This is a genomic window from Bradyrhizobium sp. Pha-3 (assembly GCF_042258325.1).
Taxonomy (GTDB): Bacteria; Pseudomonadota; Alphaproteobacteria; order Rhizobiales; family Xanthobacteraceae; genus Bradyrhizobium; species Bradyrhizobium elkanii.
This window is the reverse complement of sequence record NZ_CP170151.1, coordinates 5,634,480-5,649,823: the sequence shown is the minus strand read 5'-3', so window position 1 is coordinate 5,649,823 and position 15,344 is coordinate 5,634,480. Positions and strand designations below refer to the sequence as shown.

18 protein-coding genes are annotated in these 15,344 nt (G+C 64.4%); 12 read left to right on the top strand and 6 right to left on the bottom strand.

From position 1 onward, the window contains the following. Positions 1–47: 47 nt before the first annotated feature. Positions 48–1,055, bottom strand: coding sequence for a polysaccharide deacetylase family protein (locus ACE10X_RS26790; RefSeq protein ID WP_051002842.1), 1,008 nt, complete (start codon positions 1,053–1,055; stop codon positions 48–50). Between the two features lie 282 nt (positions 1,056–1,337). On the opposite strand from ACE10X_RS26790, the gene ACE10X_RS26785 reads away from it, so the two are divergent. Next, a complete protein-coding gene (locus ACE10X_RS26785) occupies positions 1,338–2,552 on the top strand; it encodes a hypothetical protein (protein ID WP_375763060.1) in 1,215 nt (404 codons plus the stop codon). A gap of 66 nt (positions 2,553–2,618) precedes the next feature. Here ACE10X_RS26785 and ACE10X_RS26780 read toward each other — a convergent pair whose 3' ends face one another. Both ACE10X_RS26780 and yidD read right to left on the bottom strand, forming a co-directional pair. Beyond that, a complete protein-coding gene (locus tag ACE10X_RS26780) occupies positions 2,619–2,786 on the bottom strand; it encodes a hypothetical protein (RefSeq protein WP_016843922.1) in 168 nt (55 codons plus the stop codon). A 124-nt stretch (positions 2,787–2,910) separates the two neighbouring features. After that, positions 2,911–3,222, bottom strand: coding sequence for a membrane protein insertion efficiency factor YidD (gene yidD, locus ACE10X_RS26775; RefSeq protein ID WP_038383247.1), 312 nt, complete (start codon positions 3,220–3,222; stop codon positions 2,911–2,913). A gap of 282 nt (positions 3,223–3,504) precedes the next feature. Between yidD and ACE10X_RS26770 the strand changes: the two genes are divergently transcribed. Beyond that, the gene (locus tag ACE10X_RS26770) at positions 3,505–4,431 is read left to right on the top strand and encodes a hypothetical protein (protein WP_038383246.1); all 927 of its coding nucleotides are present in this window, start codon (positions 3,505–3,507) and stop codon (positions 4,429–4,431) included. Positions 4,432–4,455: 24 nt separating this feature from the next. Here the strand turns inward: ACE10X_RS26770 and ACE10X_RS26765 are convergent, their stop codons facing one another. Then, complete coding sequence (locus tag ACE10X_RS26765) at positions 4,456–4,902, bottom strand: iron-sulfur cluster assembly scaffold protein (RefSeq protein WP_028342685.1); 447 nt, start codon at positions 4,900–4,902, stop codon at positions 4,456–4,458. Between the two features lie 240 nt (positions 4,903–5,142). Between ACE10X_RS26765 and folE the strand changes: the two genes are divergently transcribed. The 10 genes from folE to ACE10X_RS26715 all read left to right on the top strand — a co-directional run bounded on the left by folE (position 5,143) and on the right by ACE10X_RS26715 (position 14,056). Continuing rightward, positions 5,143–5,823, top strand: coding sequence for a GTP cyclohydrolase I FolE (gene folE / locus ACE10X_RS26760; protein WP_028336162.1), 681 nt, complete (start codon positions 5,143–5,145; stop codon positions 5,821–5,823). 27 nt (positions 5,824–5,850) lie between these two features. Then, positions 5,851–6,279, top strand: coding sequence for a phosphoribosyl-AMP cyclohydrolase (hisI, locus tag ACE10X_RS26755; RefSeq protein ID WP_038383245.1), 429 nt, complete (start codon positions 5,851–5,853; stop codon positions 6,277–6,279). Positions 6,280–6,484: 205 nt separating this feature from the next. Then, a complete protein-coding gene (locus ACE10X_RS26750) occupies positions 6,485–7,096 on the top strand; it encodes a c-type cytochrome (RefSeq protein WP_080583254.1) in 612 nt (203 codons plus the stop codon). 13 nt (positions 7,097–7,109) lie between these two features. Then, positions 7,110–8,360: a cytochrome c gene (locus tag ACE10X_RS26745; RefSeq protein ID WP_038383244.1), complete on the top strand. Its 1,251-nt coding sequence runs from the start codon at positions 7,110–7,112 to the stop codon at positions 8,358–8,360. Positions 8,361–8,474: 114 nt separating this feature from the next. Further along, the gene (locus ACE10X_RS26740) at positions 8,475–8,654 is read left to right on the top strand and encodes a hypothetical protein (protein WP_016843914.1); all 180 of its coding nucleotides are present in this window, start codon (positions 8,475–8,477) and stop codon (positions 8,652–8,654) included. Beyond that, positions 8,654–9,217, top strand: coding sequence for a cytochrome c oxidase subunit II (locus tag ACE10X_RS26735; RefSeq protein WP_038383243.1), 564 nt, complete (start codon positions 8,654–8,656; stop codon positions 9,215–9,217). Before ACE10X_RS26740 ends, ACE10X_RS26735 begins: the two co-directional genes overlap by 1 nt. Next, positions 9,207–10,832, top strand: a complete 1,626-nt coding sequence (locus ACE10X_RS26730; protein WP_038383242.1) for a b(o/a)3-type cytochrome-c oxidase subunit 1 — start codon at positions 9,207–9,209, stop codon at positions 10,830–10,832. The genes ACE10X_RS26735 and ACE10X_RS26730 overlap by 11 nt, the downstream gene beginning before the upstream one ends. Continuing rightward, positions 10,829–11,620: a c-type cytochrome gene (locus tag ACE10X_RS26725; protein ID WP_038383241.1), complete on the top strand. Its 792-nt coding sequence runs from the start codon at positions 10,829–10,831 to the stop codon at positions 11,618–11,620. The genes ACE10X_RS26730 and ACE10X_RS26725 overlap by 4 nt, the downstream gene beginning before the upstream one ends. 86 nt (positions 11,621–11,706) lie before the next feature. Next, complete coding sequence (locus tag ACE10X_RS26720; protein WP_375763059.1) at positions 11,707–12,711, top strand: transglycosylase SLT domain-containing protein; 1,005 nt, start codon at positions 11,707–11,709, stop codon at positions 12,709–12,711. Between the two features lie 163 nt (positions 12,712–12,874). Next, entirely contained in the window at positions 12,875–14,056 is a 1,182-nt protein-coding gene (locus ACE10X_RS26715) for a DUF2336 domain-containing protein (protein WP_375763058.1), read from the top strand. Positions 14,057–14,124: 68 nt separating this feature from the next. Here ACE10X_RS26715 and ACE10X_RS26710 read toward each other — a convergent pair whose 3' ends face one another. Beyond that, positions 14,125–14,703: an Hpt domain-containing protein gene (locus ACE10X_RS26710; RefSeq protein ID WP_038383237.1), complete on the bottom strand. Its 579-nt coding sequence runs from the start codon at positions 14,701–14,703 to the stop codon at positions 14,125–14,127. Positions 14,704–14,712: 9 nt separating this feature from the next. Beyond that, on the bottom strand, positions 14,713–15,258 hold the full coding sequence (locus tag ACE10X_RS26705; protein ID WP_028336173.1) for a response regulator: 546 nt from the start codon (positions 15,256–15,258) through the stop codon (positions 14,713–14,715). Positions 15,259–15,344: the final 86 nt, after the last annotated feature.

The following is a 15,344-nucleotide window of genomic DNA, read 5'->3' as shown; positions in this document are numbered from 1 at the left end:
CGGTCGTCCATTCCGGTCTGGTTGTTCTTGCGGGCCGCGTGCAAGGATCAGCGCGCCTCGATTTGGCGCGCGAGCTCGTCGTATTGATCGGTGTCTCCGACGGTCTGGTCATAGCAGGACGAACTGATCACGGGCTCGCCCGCCTTGAGAAGCTCCGTCACGGTGACGAAATCGTAGCCCTGCTTGCGCAAGCTCGAAATGATGTCCGGAAGTGCATCGTCGGTGTACCAGCCGCGGCCGTTCGCATGAAACAGCACGATCGATCCCGGGTGCACGTTGTCGAGCACCCGTTTCGTCATGGCGTCCGGGCGCTCTTTCCAGTCGGGGTCATCTGACGACACATCCCACTGGATCGGCACAAGGCCCTGCTGGCTGACCGTCGCAAGCGATTTGGAATCGCAGGCCCCGTAGGGAAACCGGAACAGGCCCATCGATTTCGGCGCGATCGCATCGGTCATTCCCTCGCGGCCGGGCACGGCGCATTTGCGGCCCTCGAGCTCCTGGCGGAGCTCGTCGTGGGCCTGATCGGCCTTCCTGATTTCGTCCGCCGCGGCCGCACCCGACAGCAGGCGCAGGTTGCGGTGCTCCCACGTATGATTGCCGACCTCGAAGCGGGCATCCGAGATCAGTTGCTGGGCGCGAAGCCTGTGGGTCATCATCCATTTGCCGCTCATGAAGAACGTCGCCTTGACCCCGTGGCCACGCAGGATGTCCACGATCTTGCCCTGATAGCCGGCGACCTCATTGACGCCTTCGCACAAGTCGAAGGTCAGCGCGATCAGCCGCTTGCCGGGTGGCAAGCGGACGCTCCGAACGCTGCCCGGTGTGCTCGGCCCGGCCGACGTCGCGTCCACCGACGCGGGTTGGGGGAGCGGAGGCTCGAGCCTCTCCTTGACGATGTTGTCTTCGCCGTCCCGTGCAGCGAGGTCCGCGGCGGTCCAGCACGCCTGGGGAGCGCGTGCCGAGAGGGGAGCATCTTCGGCATGCAACGTCGGCGGGGTAACCGGCATGCACGACACCACCAGGAGAATCGCGATCAAATTCTTTCTGAACATGACTTGTCGCGCTCGAAAACGATGTCAGGAACGTGAAGCCTTGTGAATCGACAGAGCCGTGAATCGAAAAGCCGTGAATCGACAAGGTCGGGCCGCACGCAGAAACAGATGGATTCGTGATGGGGCAGGTTAAACTCTAGGGCAACCTGTGGTATAATCCAGCACTAAATTGCTCGTCGCCTGCCGGATCGACATGCGCGCGAGTCATCCCGCCTGCAGGCCCGTTGATCGACCTGGTCTTCCCCAAGTGGCCTGATCGTCCCATGACCGTCTGGAGTTGGAATGAGAATATCCTTGTCCGTCGTGGTGCTGGCGCTGGCTTTTGTGTTGATCGCGCCGGCGGTGCGTGCTGCTGACGTTACCGCGGACGACACTGCGCGTTTTCTTGCCGGCCTGCAGCCGTCGGCCAATTCGCCGCTGCTGCCGTTGACGGCGGATCCGGCGTGGCAGCGCCATGCAAAATTCTTCGATTCCGCGTTCGCCCAGCTCGCGCAACAGCAATTATCGAAGATTGGTGACTGGTCCGTCGCCAATCTCGCTGTACCCAGGCCGACCATGTTCTACATGTTCGCCGGCCCGGATTTCCTCTATGCCAATGCGTTCTATTCGAGGGCGACGACCTATGTGTTGAGCGGACTGGAGCCGACCGGCGGCGTGTCCGACCTGAGCGCGCTGCCGCCCGACGCCGTCGCGCTCGCGCTTGACAACATCGAGCGTTCGCTCTGGTCGCTGTTGAATTTCTCCTTCTTCAACACCAGGCAGATGAAGACGGACCTCGATGTCGGCGAGGTCAGTGGCACGCTGCCGATCCTCTATGTGTTCCTGGCGCGCTCCGGCATGACGATCCGCGACGTCAAGCCGGTGACGCTCGATGTCAACGGGGCGCTCCATGTCGGTGTAACTGTGCCGGCACGCGGCAACGCGCGCGGCACGCGCATCGTCTTTGCCGGCGCAGATGGCATCGAGAAGACGCTGTATTACTTCTCGACCGATCTCTCAAATTCCGGCGTGAAGGCGAGCGGCTTCCTGAAATTCTGCGCCACGCTCGCGCCCGGTGACAGCCTGATCAAGAGTGCATCCTACCTCATGCATCTCGCCGACTTCTCGGCGGTGCGCAGCTTCATTCTCGCCAACAGTGCGACGATCATCCAGGACGATTCCGGAATCCCGCTTGCGCATTACAGTCCACGGAAGTGGCGCTTCCTTCCATTCGGCCGCTATCTCGGTCCGGTCGACAAATTTCCCGGTCTCTATCAGCAGTCCTATGCCGAGTTGTTCGCCCAGGCGCGGCCGATCGAATTCGGCATAGGCTATCGCTGGCGGCCGAATGAATCGAACGTGCTGTTGTCGGTGAGGCTGTCCGGCGACGGGACCGCGACGGCGGAAGCGCTGCCGCCGTCCGAGCAGATGCCGCAGCTTGCATCGAAGCCGAAGCCGCGCAGGCCGCGTCCGCCGCCGGCAGCGGCGCCGCCAGGTGACATCTGGCTGTGGCGCTAAGGCACGATCCGGAAAAGAGCGAAGCGGTTGTCGCTCGCGGCAAGCGCGTGGCGCTTGCGCTGCGCGTCACCACCTCACGCTTTGGCTGGGCACGATGAACGCCGTCGTGCTCGGCTTGTTCGGATTGTGGGTGAAGTAGCCGTAGGCAGCGACGATCACGACGAGCAAGGCAAGCACGGCCAGCAAGTCGATCTGCCGGGGATCATGACCGTTGTGGCTGATTTTCCAGCGCATTGTTGTTTCCTCCCCAAAGGGGCAACGAAACAATGCGCCAACTATCGCCACAGTTCCGCCGGGCAGCAATGCGCGCCGCACTTGGACCTGCCGCAGCAACCGATCAATTCTCGTTGACGCCGCGTCAACCGTCGTTGACGCCGCGCCAGCGGCCATAGCGCCAGGGCAGGTACCAGCGTGCCCCGGGCGGCTTCGTCAGCGGGACATTATCGATTCCGGATGTGCCCCAAGGCTGGCATCGCAGCAGCCTTGCCAGCGTCATCCAGCCGCCGCCCCACAGGCCGAAGCGTTCGATCGCCTCGTCGCCATAGACCGAGCAGGTCGGCAGATGCCGGCAGTTGTAGCCGACCAGCGGCGACAGCGTGTGCCGGTAGATCCAGATCAGGGCGCGGCCGAGGTTGCGCGGCAAGCGGCGCATGGTGCTGGCACAGTCCATGCATTGTGGATGGTGTGTCGTTGAATGGTTTGTCGGCGACATACGCAAGTATGTACGTAGTCTTGCGGGGGTTCCAAGCCAAGGAACTGTTTTGTTGCAGATATTTACGCCACAGTTCGTTATTATTGCACAGCACCGATGGCGCTGCAGCAAGGGCTCTATGGACGGTCCGGGTCAGCAACGCTACCGTTCCCATAACGCGCCGCTGACAGAATCGTGGCGCATTGCCATGGGGCCATTGCCACCGCTCGCATCACCAAGGGCTTGGGGGAAGGAACCAAATTGAGGCTCGTCAAGTCGCTCTCGTTGCGCAGCTGGGCGCTTACCGGCGCCGTTGCTCTTTGCTTCGCGGTTTCCGGCACCGCCGCCATGGCGGGCGGTTCCGCGCAGGCCAATTCGACCCTCGAAGAGCGCAAGCTGCCGATGAAGTTCAGCTGGATCGCCTGCCAGCCGAATTGCCGCGGCTGGGTGGCCGCGGTCGGCATCATCACGGCCGATAGTCCGAGGGAGTTCGACGAGTTCGCGCGCGGCCGTCAGCTCAACGGCGCCACCATCGTGCTCGATTCCAGCGGCGGCTCGGTCAACGACGCGATCGCGCTCGGCCGCCGCTTCCGCGGTCTCGGCGTGCTCACCACGGTTGGCACCAGCGTCGTCAATCAGGTCGCGCAGGGCGGCCGCGCGAGCGTTCTGCCGGATGCCTATTGCGAGTCGATGTGCGTGTTCCTGCTGCTGTCGGGAAAGACGCGCTACGTTCCGCCGGCCGCCCATGTCCGCGTGCATCAGATCTGGATGGGCGATCGCGCCGACGACGCCAAGGCCGCGAGCTACACGGCGCAGGACCTGATGATCGTCGAGCGCGATATCGGCCGTCTTGCCAAATACACCTTCGACATGGGCGGCGCGGGTGACCTGCTGGCGCTCTCGCTCAGCGTGCCGCCGTGGGAAGACCTGCACGAATTGTCGGCGGCCGAATTGCGGCTGACCAATCTCATCACCACGGATGCGGTTGCCGACGTGCTGCCGCGGCAGGACAACAGCAAGGACAACGCAATTCCCGTCGCCGAGGCGAAGCCGAAGAACAACGATCGCTTCGTGAGCAACACGATGGAGGGTGAGGCGCCACAGGCGGCGAGGGCGACCAAGACCGCCGAGGCCGTGGTGCCGACCGGCGGCACCGCACCCCCGGCGCCGGTCCAGCCCGCGCAGTAAGGCTTGGGCCGGCGGAAGTAAGGCTTACGCCGGCTGCTTCGCCTTGGCCTCGATCTGGCCGATCGCATCGACCACGGCATCGAAGGTCAGCAGGGTCGAGGCATGGCGGGCCTTGTAGTCGCGCACCGGCTCGAGCAGCGCGATATCGGCCCATTTGCCGCCCTGCGGGGGCTGGCCGTTTTCCTTCAGCATCTTGCGGACCGTCTCGCGCAATTCGCGCAGCTCGTCCGCGGTCGAGCCCACCACCTGGCTCGCCATGATCGAGGAGGAGGCCTGGCCGAGCGCACAGGCCTTCACGTCATGGGCGAAGTCCGTCACCACGGGACCGTCCATCTTGAGGTCGACCTTGACGGTCGAGCCGCACAGTTTGGAGTGGGCGGTGGCGCTGGCGTCCGGGTCGGCCAGCCGTCCGAGGCGCGGAATATTGCCGGCCAACTCGATGATCCGCTTGTTGTAAATGTCGTTCAGCATGGGGACAGATGCCTGGTTCCGGCCGTGCCGGGCGCTCTTGGCGGCTGGGTTGCACCGTCCTATATATGGGCGGCAACGCCGGAAACATAGCCCGGCCATGCAGCCACCGCGGCCCACCTCCGCCGCGGCGGTGCTACAATAATGGGACTCAGGCGCCCGGCGGTCGAACCATCCGCCCCGTCTGCCCGGTGACACATCCGGACCAAGGTCAAATCCGAGGGCCGGTCGAACGGAGAAGACATGGACGCCTTGATCAAGTCGATTCGCCCCAGCAAGCCGGCCGACGCCAAGCCCGGCGAGCTCGACCCCTCAGAATTCATGACGGCGGCCGTTCGTGCCGATCAGCCGCGCCCGTCGCGGGCGGAGGCGGAGGACGCCGTCAAGACGCTGCTCGCCTATATCGGCGAGAACACCGGCCGCGAGGGTCTGCTCGACACGCCGCGCCGGGTCGTCGAGGCCTATGACGAACTTTATCAGGGCTACCACCAGTGCCCCGCCGAGGTGCTGAACCGCACCTTCGGCGAGACCGCCGGCTACGACGATTTCGTCCTCGTCCGCGACATCGAGTTCACCTCGCAGTGCGAGCATCACATGATGCCGTTCTACGGCAAGGCGCATATCGCCTATACGCCGGTTGAGCGCGTCGTCGGCCTTTCGAAGCTGGCGCGCCTGACCGACATCTTCGCCCGCCGTCTGCAGACCCAGGAGCATCTCACCGCGCAGGTCGCGGCTGCGATCGACGAGGTGCTGAAGCCGCGCGGCGTTGCAGTGCTGATCGAGGCGGAGCATACCTGCATGTCGGTGCGCGGCGTCGCCAAGCATGGTGCATCGACCTTCACCAGCCGCTTCACCGGCATGTTCCGCGACAATCCGGCGGAGCAGCAGCGTTTCCTGTCCCTGGTGCGAGGACCGAACAGGTAACCTCGCATTTCCTGAGCGAGGTTTTCCGTGTCCGCAGCGACCCACGATCACGACCGCGAGGAGGGGCTGGCCTTCCAGCCCAAATTCGACGCGGCAGGTCTTGTGACCTGCGTCGCGACCGATGCCGCGACCGGCGATGTGCTGATGGTCGCGCACATGAACGACGAGGCCCTGCGCAAGACGATCGCGACCGGCGAAGGCTGGTACTACAGCCGCTCGCGCAATGCGCTGTGGCGCAAGGGCGAGAGCTCAGGCCAGACCCAGCGCGTGGTCGAGATCCGGATGGATTGCGATCAGGACGCGGTGTGGATCAAGGTCGAGCAGATCGGCGCTGCCTGCCACACCGGACGGCGTTCCTGCTTCTATCGCGCGGTGAAGGACGAGGGCGGTGACATTCGTTTGTCATTCGTCGATGCCGATCGGATGTTCGATCCGGCGCAGGTCTATCGCAAATAGAGCGTTGATCTAAATCAAATGCGACGCGTCGAAGTGATGCACTTCGTTGCCTCCTGTTCGGCCGTGTGCAAGTAATTGCACATCGTCGTCGCGCTGGGGGTGAGTTGTGGCGCATCGTCTGATACCGCTTGTTGGGTTTCTTGCCTGGGTTGTGTTGCCGATCGGTGCAGCGCAATCGCAAACAACCGAGCGCGCACCCGACACGATGGCCGCGCGCGTCCTTGCCTGTGCGCCGTGTCACGGCGCCGAAGGCGAGGGCACCAGCGACGCCTATTTTCCGCGGCTGGCCGGCAAGCCGGCGGGCTATCTCTACAACCAGCTCATCGCGTTCAGGGATGGACGGCGGAAATATCCGCCGATGAACTACCTGCTGGAATTTCAGACCGACGATTACCTGAAGAAGATCGCCGAATATTTCGCCTCGCTCAGGCCAGCATTTCCGCCGCCGGTCCTGCCGGTCGACAGCAAGGAGATCCTGGCGCGCGGCGAGCAGATCGTGAAGAACGGCGATGCGCAGCATGGCATTCCACCCTGTTCGGCCTGTCATGGTCCGACATTGGGCGGCATGGAGCCCGGCATTCCCGGCCTGCTTGGCCTGCGCGCCGCCTATATCAGCGGCCAGCTCGGCGGCTGGCGCTACGGCACACGGACCGCGTTCGCTCCCGATTGCATGCAGATCGTCGCGAGCCTGCTGACGGAGGACGACGTGAAGGCGGTGGCCGCCTACCTGTCATCGCGTCCGGCGCCGGCGGATCCATCCTTCGCGCCGCGAGGCAGCCTTCCGATGCCGCTCGAATGCGGCAGCGAACCACACTGAAGGGATCGTGCCGATGTCGCGAACCTTAGCAGGACTGCTTGTCGGACTGATGCTGGCACTGTCGCCCATCGCGGCATCGGCGCAGCAGAAGGCGGCCGATCCGGCCGTCCTCGCCAAGGGCGAGTATCTCGCACGCGCCGGCGATTGCATCGCCTGCCACACCGCGCGCGAGGGCAAGACCTTCGCCGGCGGCCTCCCGATGAAGACGCCATTCGGCACGCTCTACACGTCGAACATCACGCCCGACCCGCAGACCGGGATCGGAACGTGGACGTCGGATCAGTTCTACCAGATGATGCACAATGGCCGCTTCCCCGATGGCGGCCTGGTCTATCCGGCGATGCCGTTCGCCTCCTATACCAAGGTGACGCGCGAGGACAGCGACGCGATCTACGCCTATTTGCGCACGGTGCCGCCGGTGAGGCAGCTCAACAAGCCGCATGACCTGACATTCCCGTTCAACAACCGCTCGCTGATCCTCGGCTGGCGCACGCTGTTCTTCAGGGAAGGCGAGTTCAAGCCTGATCCAACGAAGTCGGCAGAGTGGAACAGAGGTAACTATCTGGTCGAGGGACTGGGTCATTGTGGAATGTGTCACACCCCGATCAATGCGCTCGGCGGCAGCAAGCAGTCGCAGGCCTTCGAGGGCGGCCTGATCCCGATGCAGTATTGGTACGCGCCGTCGCTGACCTCCAACAAGGAGACGGGGCTCGGCGACTGGACGATCGAGGAGATCGTCGACTATCTGCGCAAGGGCGTGTCCGCCAAGGGCGCCGTGTACGGGCCGATGGCCGAGGTCGTCTACAACAGCCTGCAATATCTCAATGATGATGATGTGCGCGCGATGGCGGTCTACCTGAAGGGCCTTGCGCAGGGCGGTCCTCCGGAAAAGGCGTCGACGTCGCTGCCGTCGGCCGAGAGCAGTCTGCTGCTGTCCTTTGGCAAGTCGATCTATGACCGCGACTGCGCAAGCTGTCATGGCGCGGTCGGGCAGGGCATGCCGCCGGATTATCCGCCGCTTGCCGGTAATCAGTCGATCCAGATGGTCTCCGCGGTGAACCCGATCCGGATGGTGCTCAATGGCGGGTATCCGCCCGGCACATCAGGCAATCCGATGCCCCACGGCATGCCGCCGTTCGCGCAGAAGCTGTCGGATGACGAGGTCGCGGCTGTCGTGACCTACATCCGAACGGCCTGGGGCAATCGCGGCGAGCCGGTGTCGGCGCGGCAGGCCAACGAACTCCGGGCAGCAACGCTGAACTAAAGCATGATCCGGAAAGTGCGAAGCGGTTTTTCGAAACGATCATGCTCAAACAAAGGAGCTAAACCGCGATGACTAGTCAATCTCGTCTCGTCGCGCGTTAAGGGGAGCGCGATCATGATCAACTCGTCTTCGCCGCAACCGCCGGCATCGGGCTCGGAAGACGATGATGTCGAGACCATCGTCCGCGCCGGTCCGGGTGGCGCGGTCGCAGTCGCGGGCATTGCGACGGCCGTCGTGGTCGGATTGTGGTTTGCATTCTACCTGCTGGTCTTCCTGCCGCGGAGCGTTCCCTGATGGCGAGCGAGACTGACCACAGCCTCGGCGAGGCCGTTGCCGCACGGATCGAGCGGCGCTGGGCGACGCTGTCGATCGTCATTGTCGGCGTCCTGGTCGGCATGGCGACCTATATCGGCATCCATCAGGCGACGATGCCGCAGGGCCGGGTCGAAACCGCCGATCCCAAGACGCTGCATCTGTCGGGCGAATTCGTCGAGAGCAATCTCGGCAGCGAAATGCAGGCCGACGGATCGGTCACCGTGCGCGCGATTGGACAGCAATATTCCTTCACGCCGCAATGCATCGTGGTGCCCGCGGAGACGGCGATCACCTTCCGCGCCACCAGCGCCGATGTCGTCCACGGTTTCCTCATCGAGGGCACCAACATCAACACGATGCTGGTGCCGGGTTACGTCACGGACCTGCCGGTGCGCTTCAAGGCGCCGGGCGATCACGTGATGCCGTGCCAGGAATTCTGCGGCATCGGCCACCAGGGCATGTGGGGCAAGGTCAAGGTGGTCGACAAGGCTGCGTTCCGTGACATGGCGGCAGCGAAGCGGAGGCTGACCTGTGTTGATTAACAAGCGGCTGATCGCGGCGCATTTCTGGCTTGCCTTCATCGTGTTCGGTGTCGCGCTGGTGCTCGGCGCCTGGCAGATGTTCGTGCGCAGCCCGTTGAACGCCTGGCATTTCAATCCCGAGTTCTATTATCGCTCCGTCACTGCCCATGGCTCGGCGATGGGATACGTCTTCCCGACGCTGATCGCGATGGGATTCGGCTACGCGATCACCGAAGCCTCACTCGAGAAGGAGCTGGTTGGACGGCGCTGGGCCTGGGTGGGCTTCTTCCTGGTCGCCATCGGCGCCATTGTCGCGATGATCCCGGTGTCGCTCGGGCTCGCCTCGGTGCTCTATACCTTCTATCCGCCGATGGTCGGCAATCCCTTCTACTACATCGGCGTTGTCATGGTCGTGGTCGGCTCATGGATCTGGGTCGGGCTGATGGTGATCAATTTCACGATCTGGAAGCGCGAGAACCCGGGCAAGCCGGTGCCGCTTGCGATGTACGCCAATGTCGCGGGCTCATTGCTCTGGGGCTGGACCGCGGTCGGCGCGGCGCTTGAGATCCTGTTCCAGATCCTGCCCGTGGCGCTTGGGCTGAAGTCGACGATCGATGCGGGGCTGGCCCGCGTCTTCTTCTCCTGGACGCTGCACGCTATCGTTTATTTCTGGCTGATCCCGACCTACATCGCCTACTACACGATCTTCCCGCGCGCGATCGGCGGTCGGCTCTTCAGCGACGCGATGGCGCGGATTTCGTTCATCCTGTTCGTCGTGGTGGCGATGCCGATCGGTGTGCATCATCTGTTTGCCGATCCGCAAGTCGGCGCCGGATTCAAGTTCATGCACTCCGTGTTCACCGGCTTGGTCGCGCTGCCGACGCTTCTCACGGTGTTCACGATCTGCGCGTCGGCTGAGATCGCCAGCCGCCTGCGCGGCGGGCGCGGCGCCTTCGGCTGGGTCGGCGCGTTGCCGTGGTCCAATCCGATCATGCTGGCGACGGCGCTGTCGCTGGTCATGCTCGGCTTCGGAGGCGCCGGCGGTCTGATCAACATGAGCTATCAGCTCGACGCCACCGTGCACAACACGCAGTGGATCACCGGCCATTTCCACCTGATCTTCGGTGGCGCCATCGTCATCATGTATTTTGCCATCGCCTATGATCTGTGGCCGCATCTGACCGACCGGGCGCTGGACAGTTTTGGCCTGATGCGCACGCAGCTCTGGCTATGGTTCATCGGCATGATCGTGACCACCTTCCCGTGGCACTATGTTGGTATTCTCGGCATGCCGCGCCGCATGGCCTATTATGACTATGCCAACCCGGCGATCTCGCCGCAGGCCTTGTCGGTCACGATGTCGGCCATCGGCGGATTCATCCTGTTGCTGTCGGGCCTGCTGTTCCTGCTGGTGCTGATCCGCGGGCAGTTCGGCGCGCGAGGCGAGGCGGGTGCGTACCGCTTCGCGGTGCCGCTGCACATGCCGGCGCGGATTCCGGTCGCGCTCAACTCGTTCGGCCTGTGGCTCGCATTGATGGTCGGCCTCACCGTGGTGAACTATGGTTTCCCGATTGCGCAGCTGATGGCGCTGAACGAGACCAGCGTGCCCGCGGTCTATGTCGGAGCAGGCCGATGAGCGACCAGCCGCTGTTCTCGCTTCGCAATCCGTGGTTCGGCGCCAGCGTCGGCATCACGGTCGCCATCGCCGTGTTGTCGGCCATCGCAGGCCTGATCTGGTTGCCGCTGGCGCAACCCAATTTGAAGCTTGCCGGCGTCTGGGATGCGATCTGCAGCGCGGCCGGCGTTCCGCGTGCCGCCGTGCAGGAGCCCGGCATCAAGCCGGATTTCAAGACGTCGAACGTCATCATGACGTCGGAGATGCTGACCAAGGTGAATCAGGTCTCGATCGGGCGGGGCGCAACGCTGGCGCAGCGCTGCGCGATCTGCCACGGACCGCAGGGCGTCAGCGACGCCCATTCACCGAACCTCGCCGGGCAATTTGCCGCGGTGACGTACAAGGAGTTGAATGACTTCAAGACCGGCGCGCGGGTCAGCGTGGTGATGAGCCCGTTCGCGGCGGCGATGAGCGATCAGGACATGAAGGACGTTGCAGCCTATTACGCGTATCTGCCGCGGGTGCCTTCGAACAATCTGGATGCCGGGCGTCCTGCGCCGGCGATCGTGGTGACGGGCGCCCCGATGCGCAACATCGCGCCTTGCGGCTCCTGCCACGGCGATGTCGACAACAAGGCGGGAAGCCCCTGGCTCGGTGGCCAGTCGGCGGTCTACATCAAGGCGCAGCTCGAGGCCTTTGCATCCGGGGCCCGCCGCAACGACATCAGTCAGCAGATGCGCAACATCGCGCGCCAGATGACGGCCGAGGAGATCGACCAGGTCGCGCACTACTACGAGGCCCAGCCCTGAGCCATTAACGCGCCATTAACCATAATTATGGCAGGTTGACGGGACATGGGTGCCGATTGCCGGCACCCGGCAAGGCATCCGGACAGATGGCGGTCGACCTCTTCAATGCGACGGCTTCGGCAGGTGTCGATCCCTCGCGCCTGAAGATCGCGAGCTCGATCAAACAGGCGGCCGCGACCACCGGCACGAGCTTCGAATATCTGCTCACGACCGCGAAGATGGAATCCAATTTCAATCCGCGGGCCGGCGCCACGACCTCGTCGGCGCATGGACTTTATCAATTCATCGACCAGACCTGGCTCGGCACCGTCAAGGAGGCCGGAAGCCAGCTCGGCTATGGCCAGTATGCCGACGCCATCAGCAGGAATTCCGACGGCAGCTATTCGGTCAGCGATCCCTCCGCGCGCGCCGCGGTCATGAAGCTGCGCGACGATCCGGACGCGGCGTCCTCGATGGCGGCGGTGCTGACGCAGTCCAACAGCTTCAAGCTCACCGGCAAGCTCGGCCGCCGTCCGACCGATGCCGAGCTCTACATGGCCCACTTCATGGGCGTCGGCGGCGCCGGCAAGCTGATCTCGAGCGCCGAGGATAGCCCGAGCGCCAACGCGGTCGCGATGTTTCCGAAGGCGGCGGCCGCCAATCAGTCGATCTTCTACGACAAGTCGGGCAACGCGCGCAGCGTCAGCCAGGTCTATTCGGTGTTGACCACGCGCTACGCCGCGGCCGCGAACTCCAAGGATACGCGCACCGCCTTCGCCGCGGCGGGCGGCGACACCATGAGCCCTTACGCGATCGCAGGCGCGGCGCCCACACAAGCGCTGACCATGGACACCGCGTCCTATCTCTCGACCTTCCCCGACTCCCGGTCGGCGACGCCCGTCGCTGCGACCTCGGCCGTCGCATCGGCGCAGCCGGCGCCGACCTTCCGCTCGCTCTACCAGGCGGGCGACCGCTCGGAGCCGATCTCGCCGGCGGTGCAGGAGCTGTGGGGCAATTCCTCCTCGCTGACCGCGTCGGCGACTCCGAAGGTCCGCGCGCCCGGGCGGCTTGACCTGTTCAGCGATCCGAGCGGCACCTACAGCAACGGCTAGCGCTGCCCTGCTGCGCGCGCGAAGCTGCACGCCGTTGCCGTCTTAACGAAACGTCAATAATCCCAAATGTTTATGGTGAACCCTTTATTAAGCGTCATGGTTTATTTTTCCTTGTAGTGGCGTCGTATGCCGATGCCGTTTCGTTGCGTAAGCCGGAAGGACCATGATCGTTCGGCAGTTTATTAGTTGGATTAGGACCGCTCCAGCAGGTGAGCGAGCAGAGGCGACACGGGCGTTGGCCCGAGCCTGGCTCATCTCGGATCTCACCGAGGACGACCGCATCGCAGCCGAAGGCGCGCTGCTGATGCTGCTCGACGACCCGTCGCCGCTGGTGCGGCAGGCGATGGCCGAGGTGTTCGCGCGCAGTGCGGACGCGCCTGCCGCGATCGTGCAGGCGCTGTCGGCCGACCAGCCGGCGATCGCGCTGCCGGTGCTGGAACATTCACCGCTTCTGATCGATGCCGACCTCGTCGACATCGTTGCCACCGGTTCCGACGAGATGCAGTGCGCGATCGCGCGCCGCATCAATCTGCCGGCCTCCGTCGCCGCCGCGATTGCCGAGGTCGGCTCGGCCGCGGCCGCGCTCGAGCTGATCGAAAATCCTTACGCCGGCCTCGCGCCGTTCTCCTGGGATCGCATCGTCGAACGTCACGGCCATCTCGCCGCCATCAGGGAATCGATGCTGCAGCTGGAAGACCTGCCGTCGGCGACGCGGCTGGCGCTGGTCGCAAAGCTCTCCGACACGCTGGCGCAGTTCGTCGTCGCGCGAAATTGGCTCGGCAGCGATCGGGCCGACCGCATCGCCGGCGAGGCCAGGGAACGCTCCACGGTGAACATCGCCGCGCGCGCCTTCGGCGACGACATGCAGAACCTGATCACGCATCTGCGCGCCACCGGGCAATTGACCGCCGGGCTGATCCTGCGGGCGCTGCTGTCGGGCAATCTCGATCTGTTCGGGGCGGCGCTCGCCGAACTGTCCGGACTGCCCTATGGCCGCGTCTCCGCGCTGTTGAACGACCGCGGCAGCAACGGCCTGCAGGCGCTGCTGCGCCGCGCCGGCCTGCCGGAGACCACCTACGCCGCGTTCCGCGTCGCGCTCGAAGCCAGCCACGAGGTCGGCTATGTCGACAGCGGCGACGGCGCGGCGCGGCTGCATCGCCGCATGGTGGAGCGGGTGCTGACGCATTGCGAGACCGATCATTCGGCGGCCGAACCGCTCTTGATCCTGCTGCGCCGCTTTGCGACGGAATCGGCCCGCGAGGACGCACGGATGTTCTGCGAGGAGCTCGCCGCGGAAGACGCCATCGCGGTGCTGCCTTACGACGACGATCTCATCGCGGCCTGAGGGCCGCGTTTCCTGGCGATCGATGGATGCTTGAGTGGCTACCGCAACGCGAGCAGCCGGCCGCGGCACTATTCGCCGGGCACGATGCTCGGCGCGAGGATCGCCTCGAGGTGCTCGGGACGGTCGCGGTTGGCGTGGGTCAGGAATTCATCGGCGATGCCGCGGAGCTGCTTGCTCAGCACGCCGGCGACGACCGCGGTGTCGAGCTTGGTGCGGTTGCGCACGATCGCCTGCACCGCGTTGATGTGATGGGCGATCAGCTGCGGCGGCACGGCGCCGAGATCCGGCGCGTGCTCGATGATGCGGCACAGGCTCTCCGCGGCTGCGGCCGCCGACGGATAGCCGAATGTCGCGGCGTCGCCCTTGATGTCATGCGCGGCGCGGAACAGCTCCTCGCGCGTCTTTTGGTTGAAGCCCTCGCGCAGCACGGTGGCGTGCGCGGCGGAGAGGCGGTCGGCCTCGATCGTCATCCACTCCTTAAACTCGCCCGACAGCCCGGCGAGCGCCTTTTCGGCGCGGCCGACCGGATCGTCGAGATCGCTCTCGGGGACGCGCAGCAGCATCTTGCGCAGCGGATTGGGTTGCGTGATCACGTGGTGCGTGCCGAAACTCTTGACCTCGATCGTCCCGGGTTTGTCTTTCGCCATGGCGGTGTCCTAGATGGCCGAGCGCGCCTTTTCGAGCAGCGACGGCTGTTGCAGCACCTCGACCTCGCCGCTACCGCGGCGTTCGGGGCCGATATAGGTGTTGGTGGTGTTGCGGCGGCGGTCGGGGCCGAAATAGGTCTTGGTCTTGATGAACGGACGCGGGTTGGCGACCACGTTCATGATCCGCTGGTAGAGGCCCTTGGCCGAGATCGGCTTGGCCAAAAATTCGGTGACGCCGGCATCGCGCGCCACCGTGACGCGGCGCTTCTCGGAATGCCCGGTCAGCATGATGATCGGCGCGTAAGGGTTGCCCTTGGATTCCGGCTGCCGGATCATCTGCGCAAGCTCGAGCCCGTCGAAGATCGGCATCGACCAGTCGGTGATGACGATGTCGGGCACGTAGTGCGTATACATCTCGAGCGCGGTGGCGCCGTCCTCGGCCTCATAGACCTCGCGCGCGCCGAACGAATGCAGCAGCGTCCGCAGGATGCGGCGCATGTGCGGATTGTCGTCGCAAATCAAAAATCGCAGCTTGTTGAAATCGATGCGATACATGGTCCGGCCCTGATAGGGCATACCGGGCCAATGCGGTATTACCCGACGTTAACCATATCCCGCCCGGGGTTAATGATTGGTTGCCG

Excerpts from the sequence above, each read along its gene's own strand:
- ACE10X_RS26790 (WP_051002842.1), bottom strand. The coding sequence starts at position 1,055 with ATGTTCAGAAAGAATTTGATCGCGATTCTCCTGGTGGTGTCGTGCATG.
- ACE10X_RS26785 (WP_375763060.1), top strand. The coding sequence starts at position 1,338 with ATGAGAATATCCTTGTCCGTCGTGGTGCTGGCGCTGGCTTTTGTGTTG.
- ACE10X_RS26780 (WP_016843922.1), bottom strand. The coding sequence starts at position 2,786 with ATGCGCTGGAAAATCAGCCACAACGGTCATGATCCCCGGCAGATCGAC.
- yidD (WP_038383247.1), bottom strand. The coding sequence starts at position 3,222 with ATGGACTGTGCCAGCACCATGCGCCGCTTGCCGCGCAACCTCGGCCGC.
- ACE10X_RS26765 (WP_028342685.1), bottom strand. The coding sequence starts at position 4,902 with ATGCTGAACGACATTTACAACAAGCGGATCATCGAGTTGGCCGGCAAT.
- folE (WP_028336162.1), top strand. The coding sequence starts at position 5,143 with ATGGACGCCTTGATCAAGTCGATTCGCCCCAGCAAGCCGGCCGACGCC.
- ACE10X_RS26750 (WP_080583254.1), top strand. The coding sequence starts at position 6,485 with ATGGCCGCGCGCGTCCTTGCCTGTGCGCCGTGTCACGGCGCCGAAGGC.
- ACE10X_RS26745 (WP_038383244.1), top strand. The coding sequence starts at position 7,110 with ATGTCGCGAACCTTAGCAGGACTGCTTGTCGGACTGATGCTGGCACTG.
- ACE10X_RS26740 (WP_016843914.1), top strand. The coding sequence starts at position 8,475 with ATGATCAACTCGTCTTCGCCGCAACCGCCGGCATCGGGCTCGGAAGAC.
- ACE10X_RS26735 (WP_038383243.1), top strand. The coding sequence starts at position 8,654 with ATGGCGAGCGAGACTGACCACAGCCTCGGCGAGGCCGTTGCCGCACGG.
- ACE10X_RS26725 (WP_038383241.1), top strand. The coding sequence starts at position 10,829 with ATGAGCGACCAGCCGCTGTTCTCGCTTCGCAATCCGTGGTTCGGCGCC.
- ACE10X_RS26720 (WP_375763059.1), top strand. The coding sequence starts at position 11,707 with ATGGCGGTCGACCTCTTCAATGCGACGGCTTCGGCAGGTGTCGATCCC.
- ACE10X_RS26715 (WP_375763058.1), top strand. The coding sequence starts at position 12,875 with ATGATCGTTCGGCAGTTTATTAGTTGGATTAGGACCGCTCCAGCAGGT.
- ACE10X_RS26710 (WP_038383237.1), bottom strand. The coding sequence starts at position 14,703 with ATGGCGAAAGACAAACCCGGGACGATCGAGGTCAAGAGTTTCGGCACG.
- ACE10X_RS26705 (WP_028336173.1), bottom strand. The coding sequence starts at position 15,258 with ATGTATCGCATCGATTTCAACAAGCTGCGATTTTTGATTTGCGACGAC.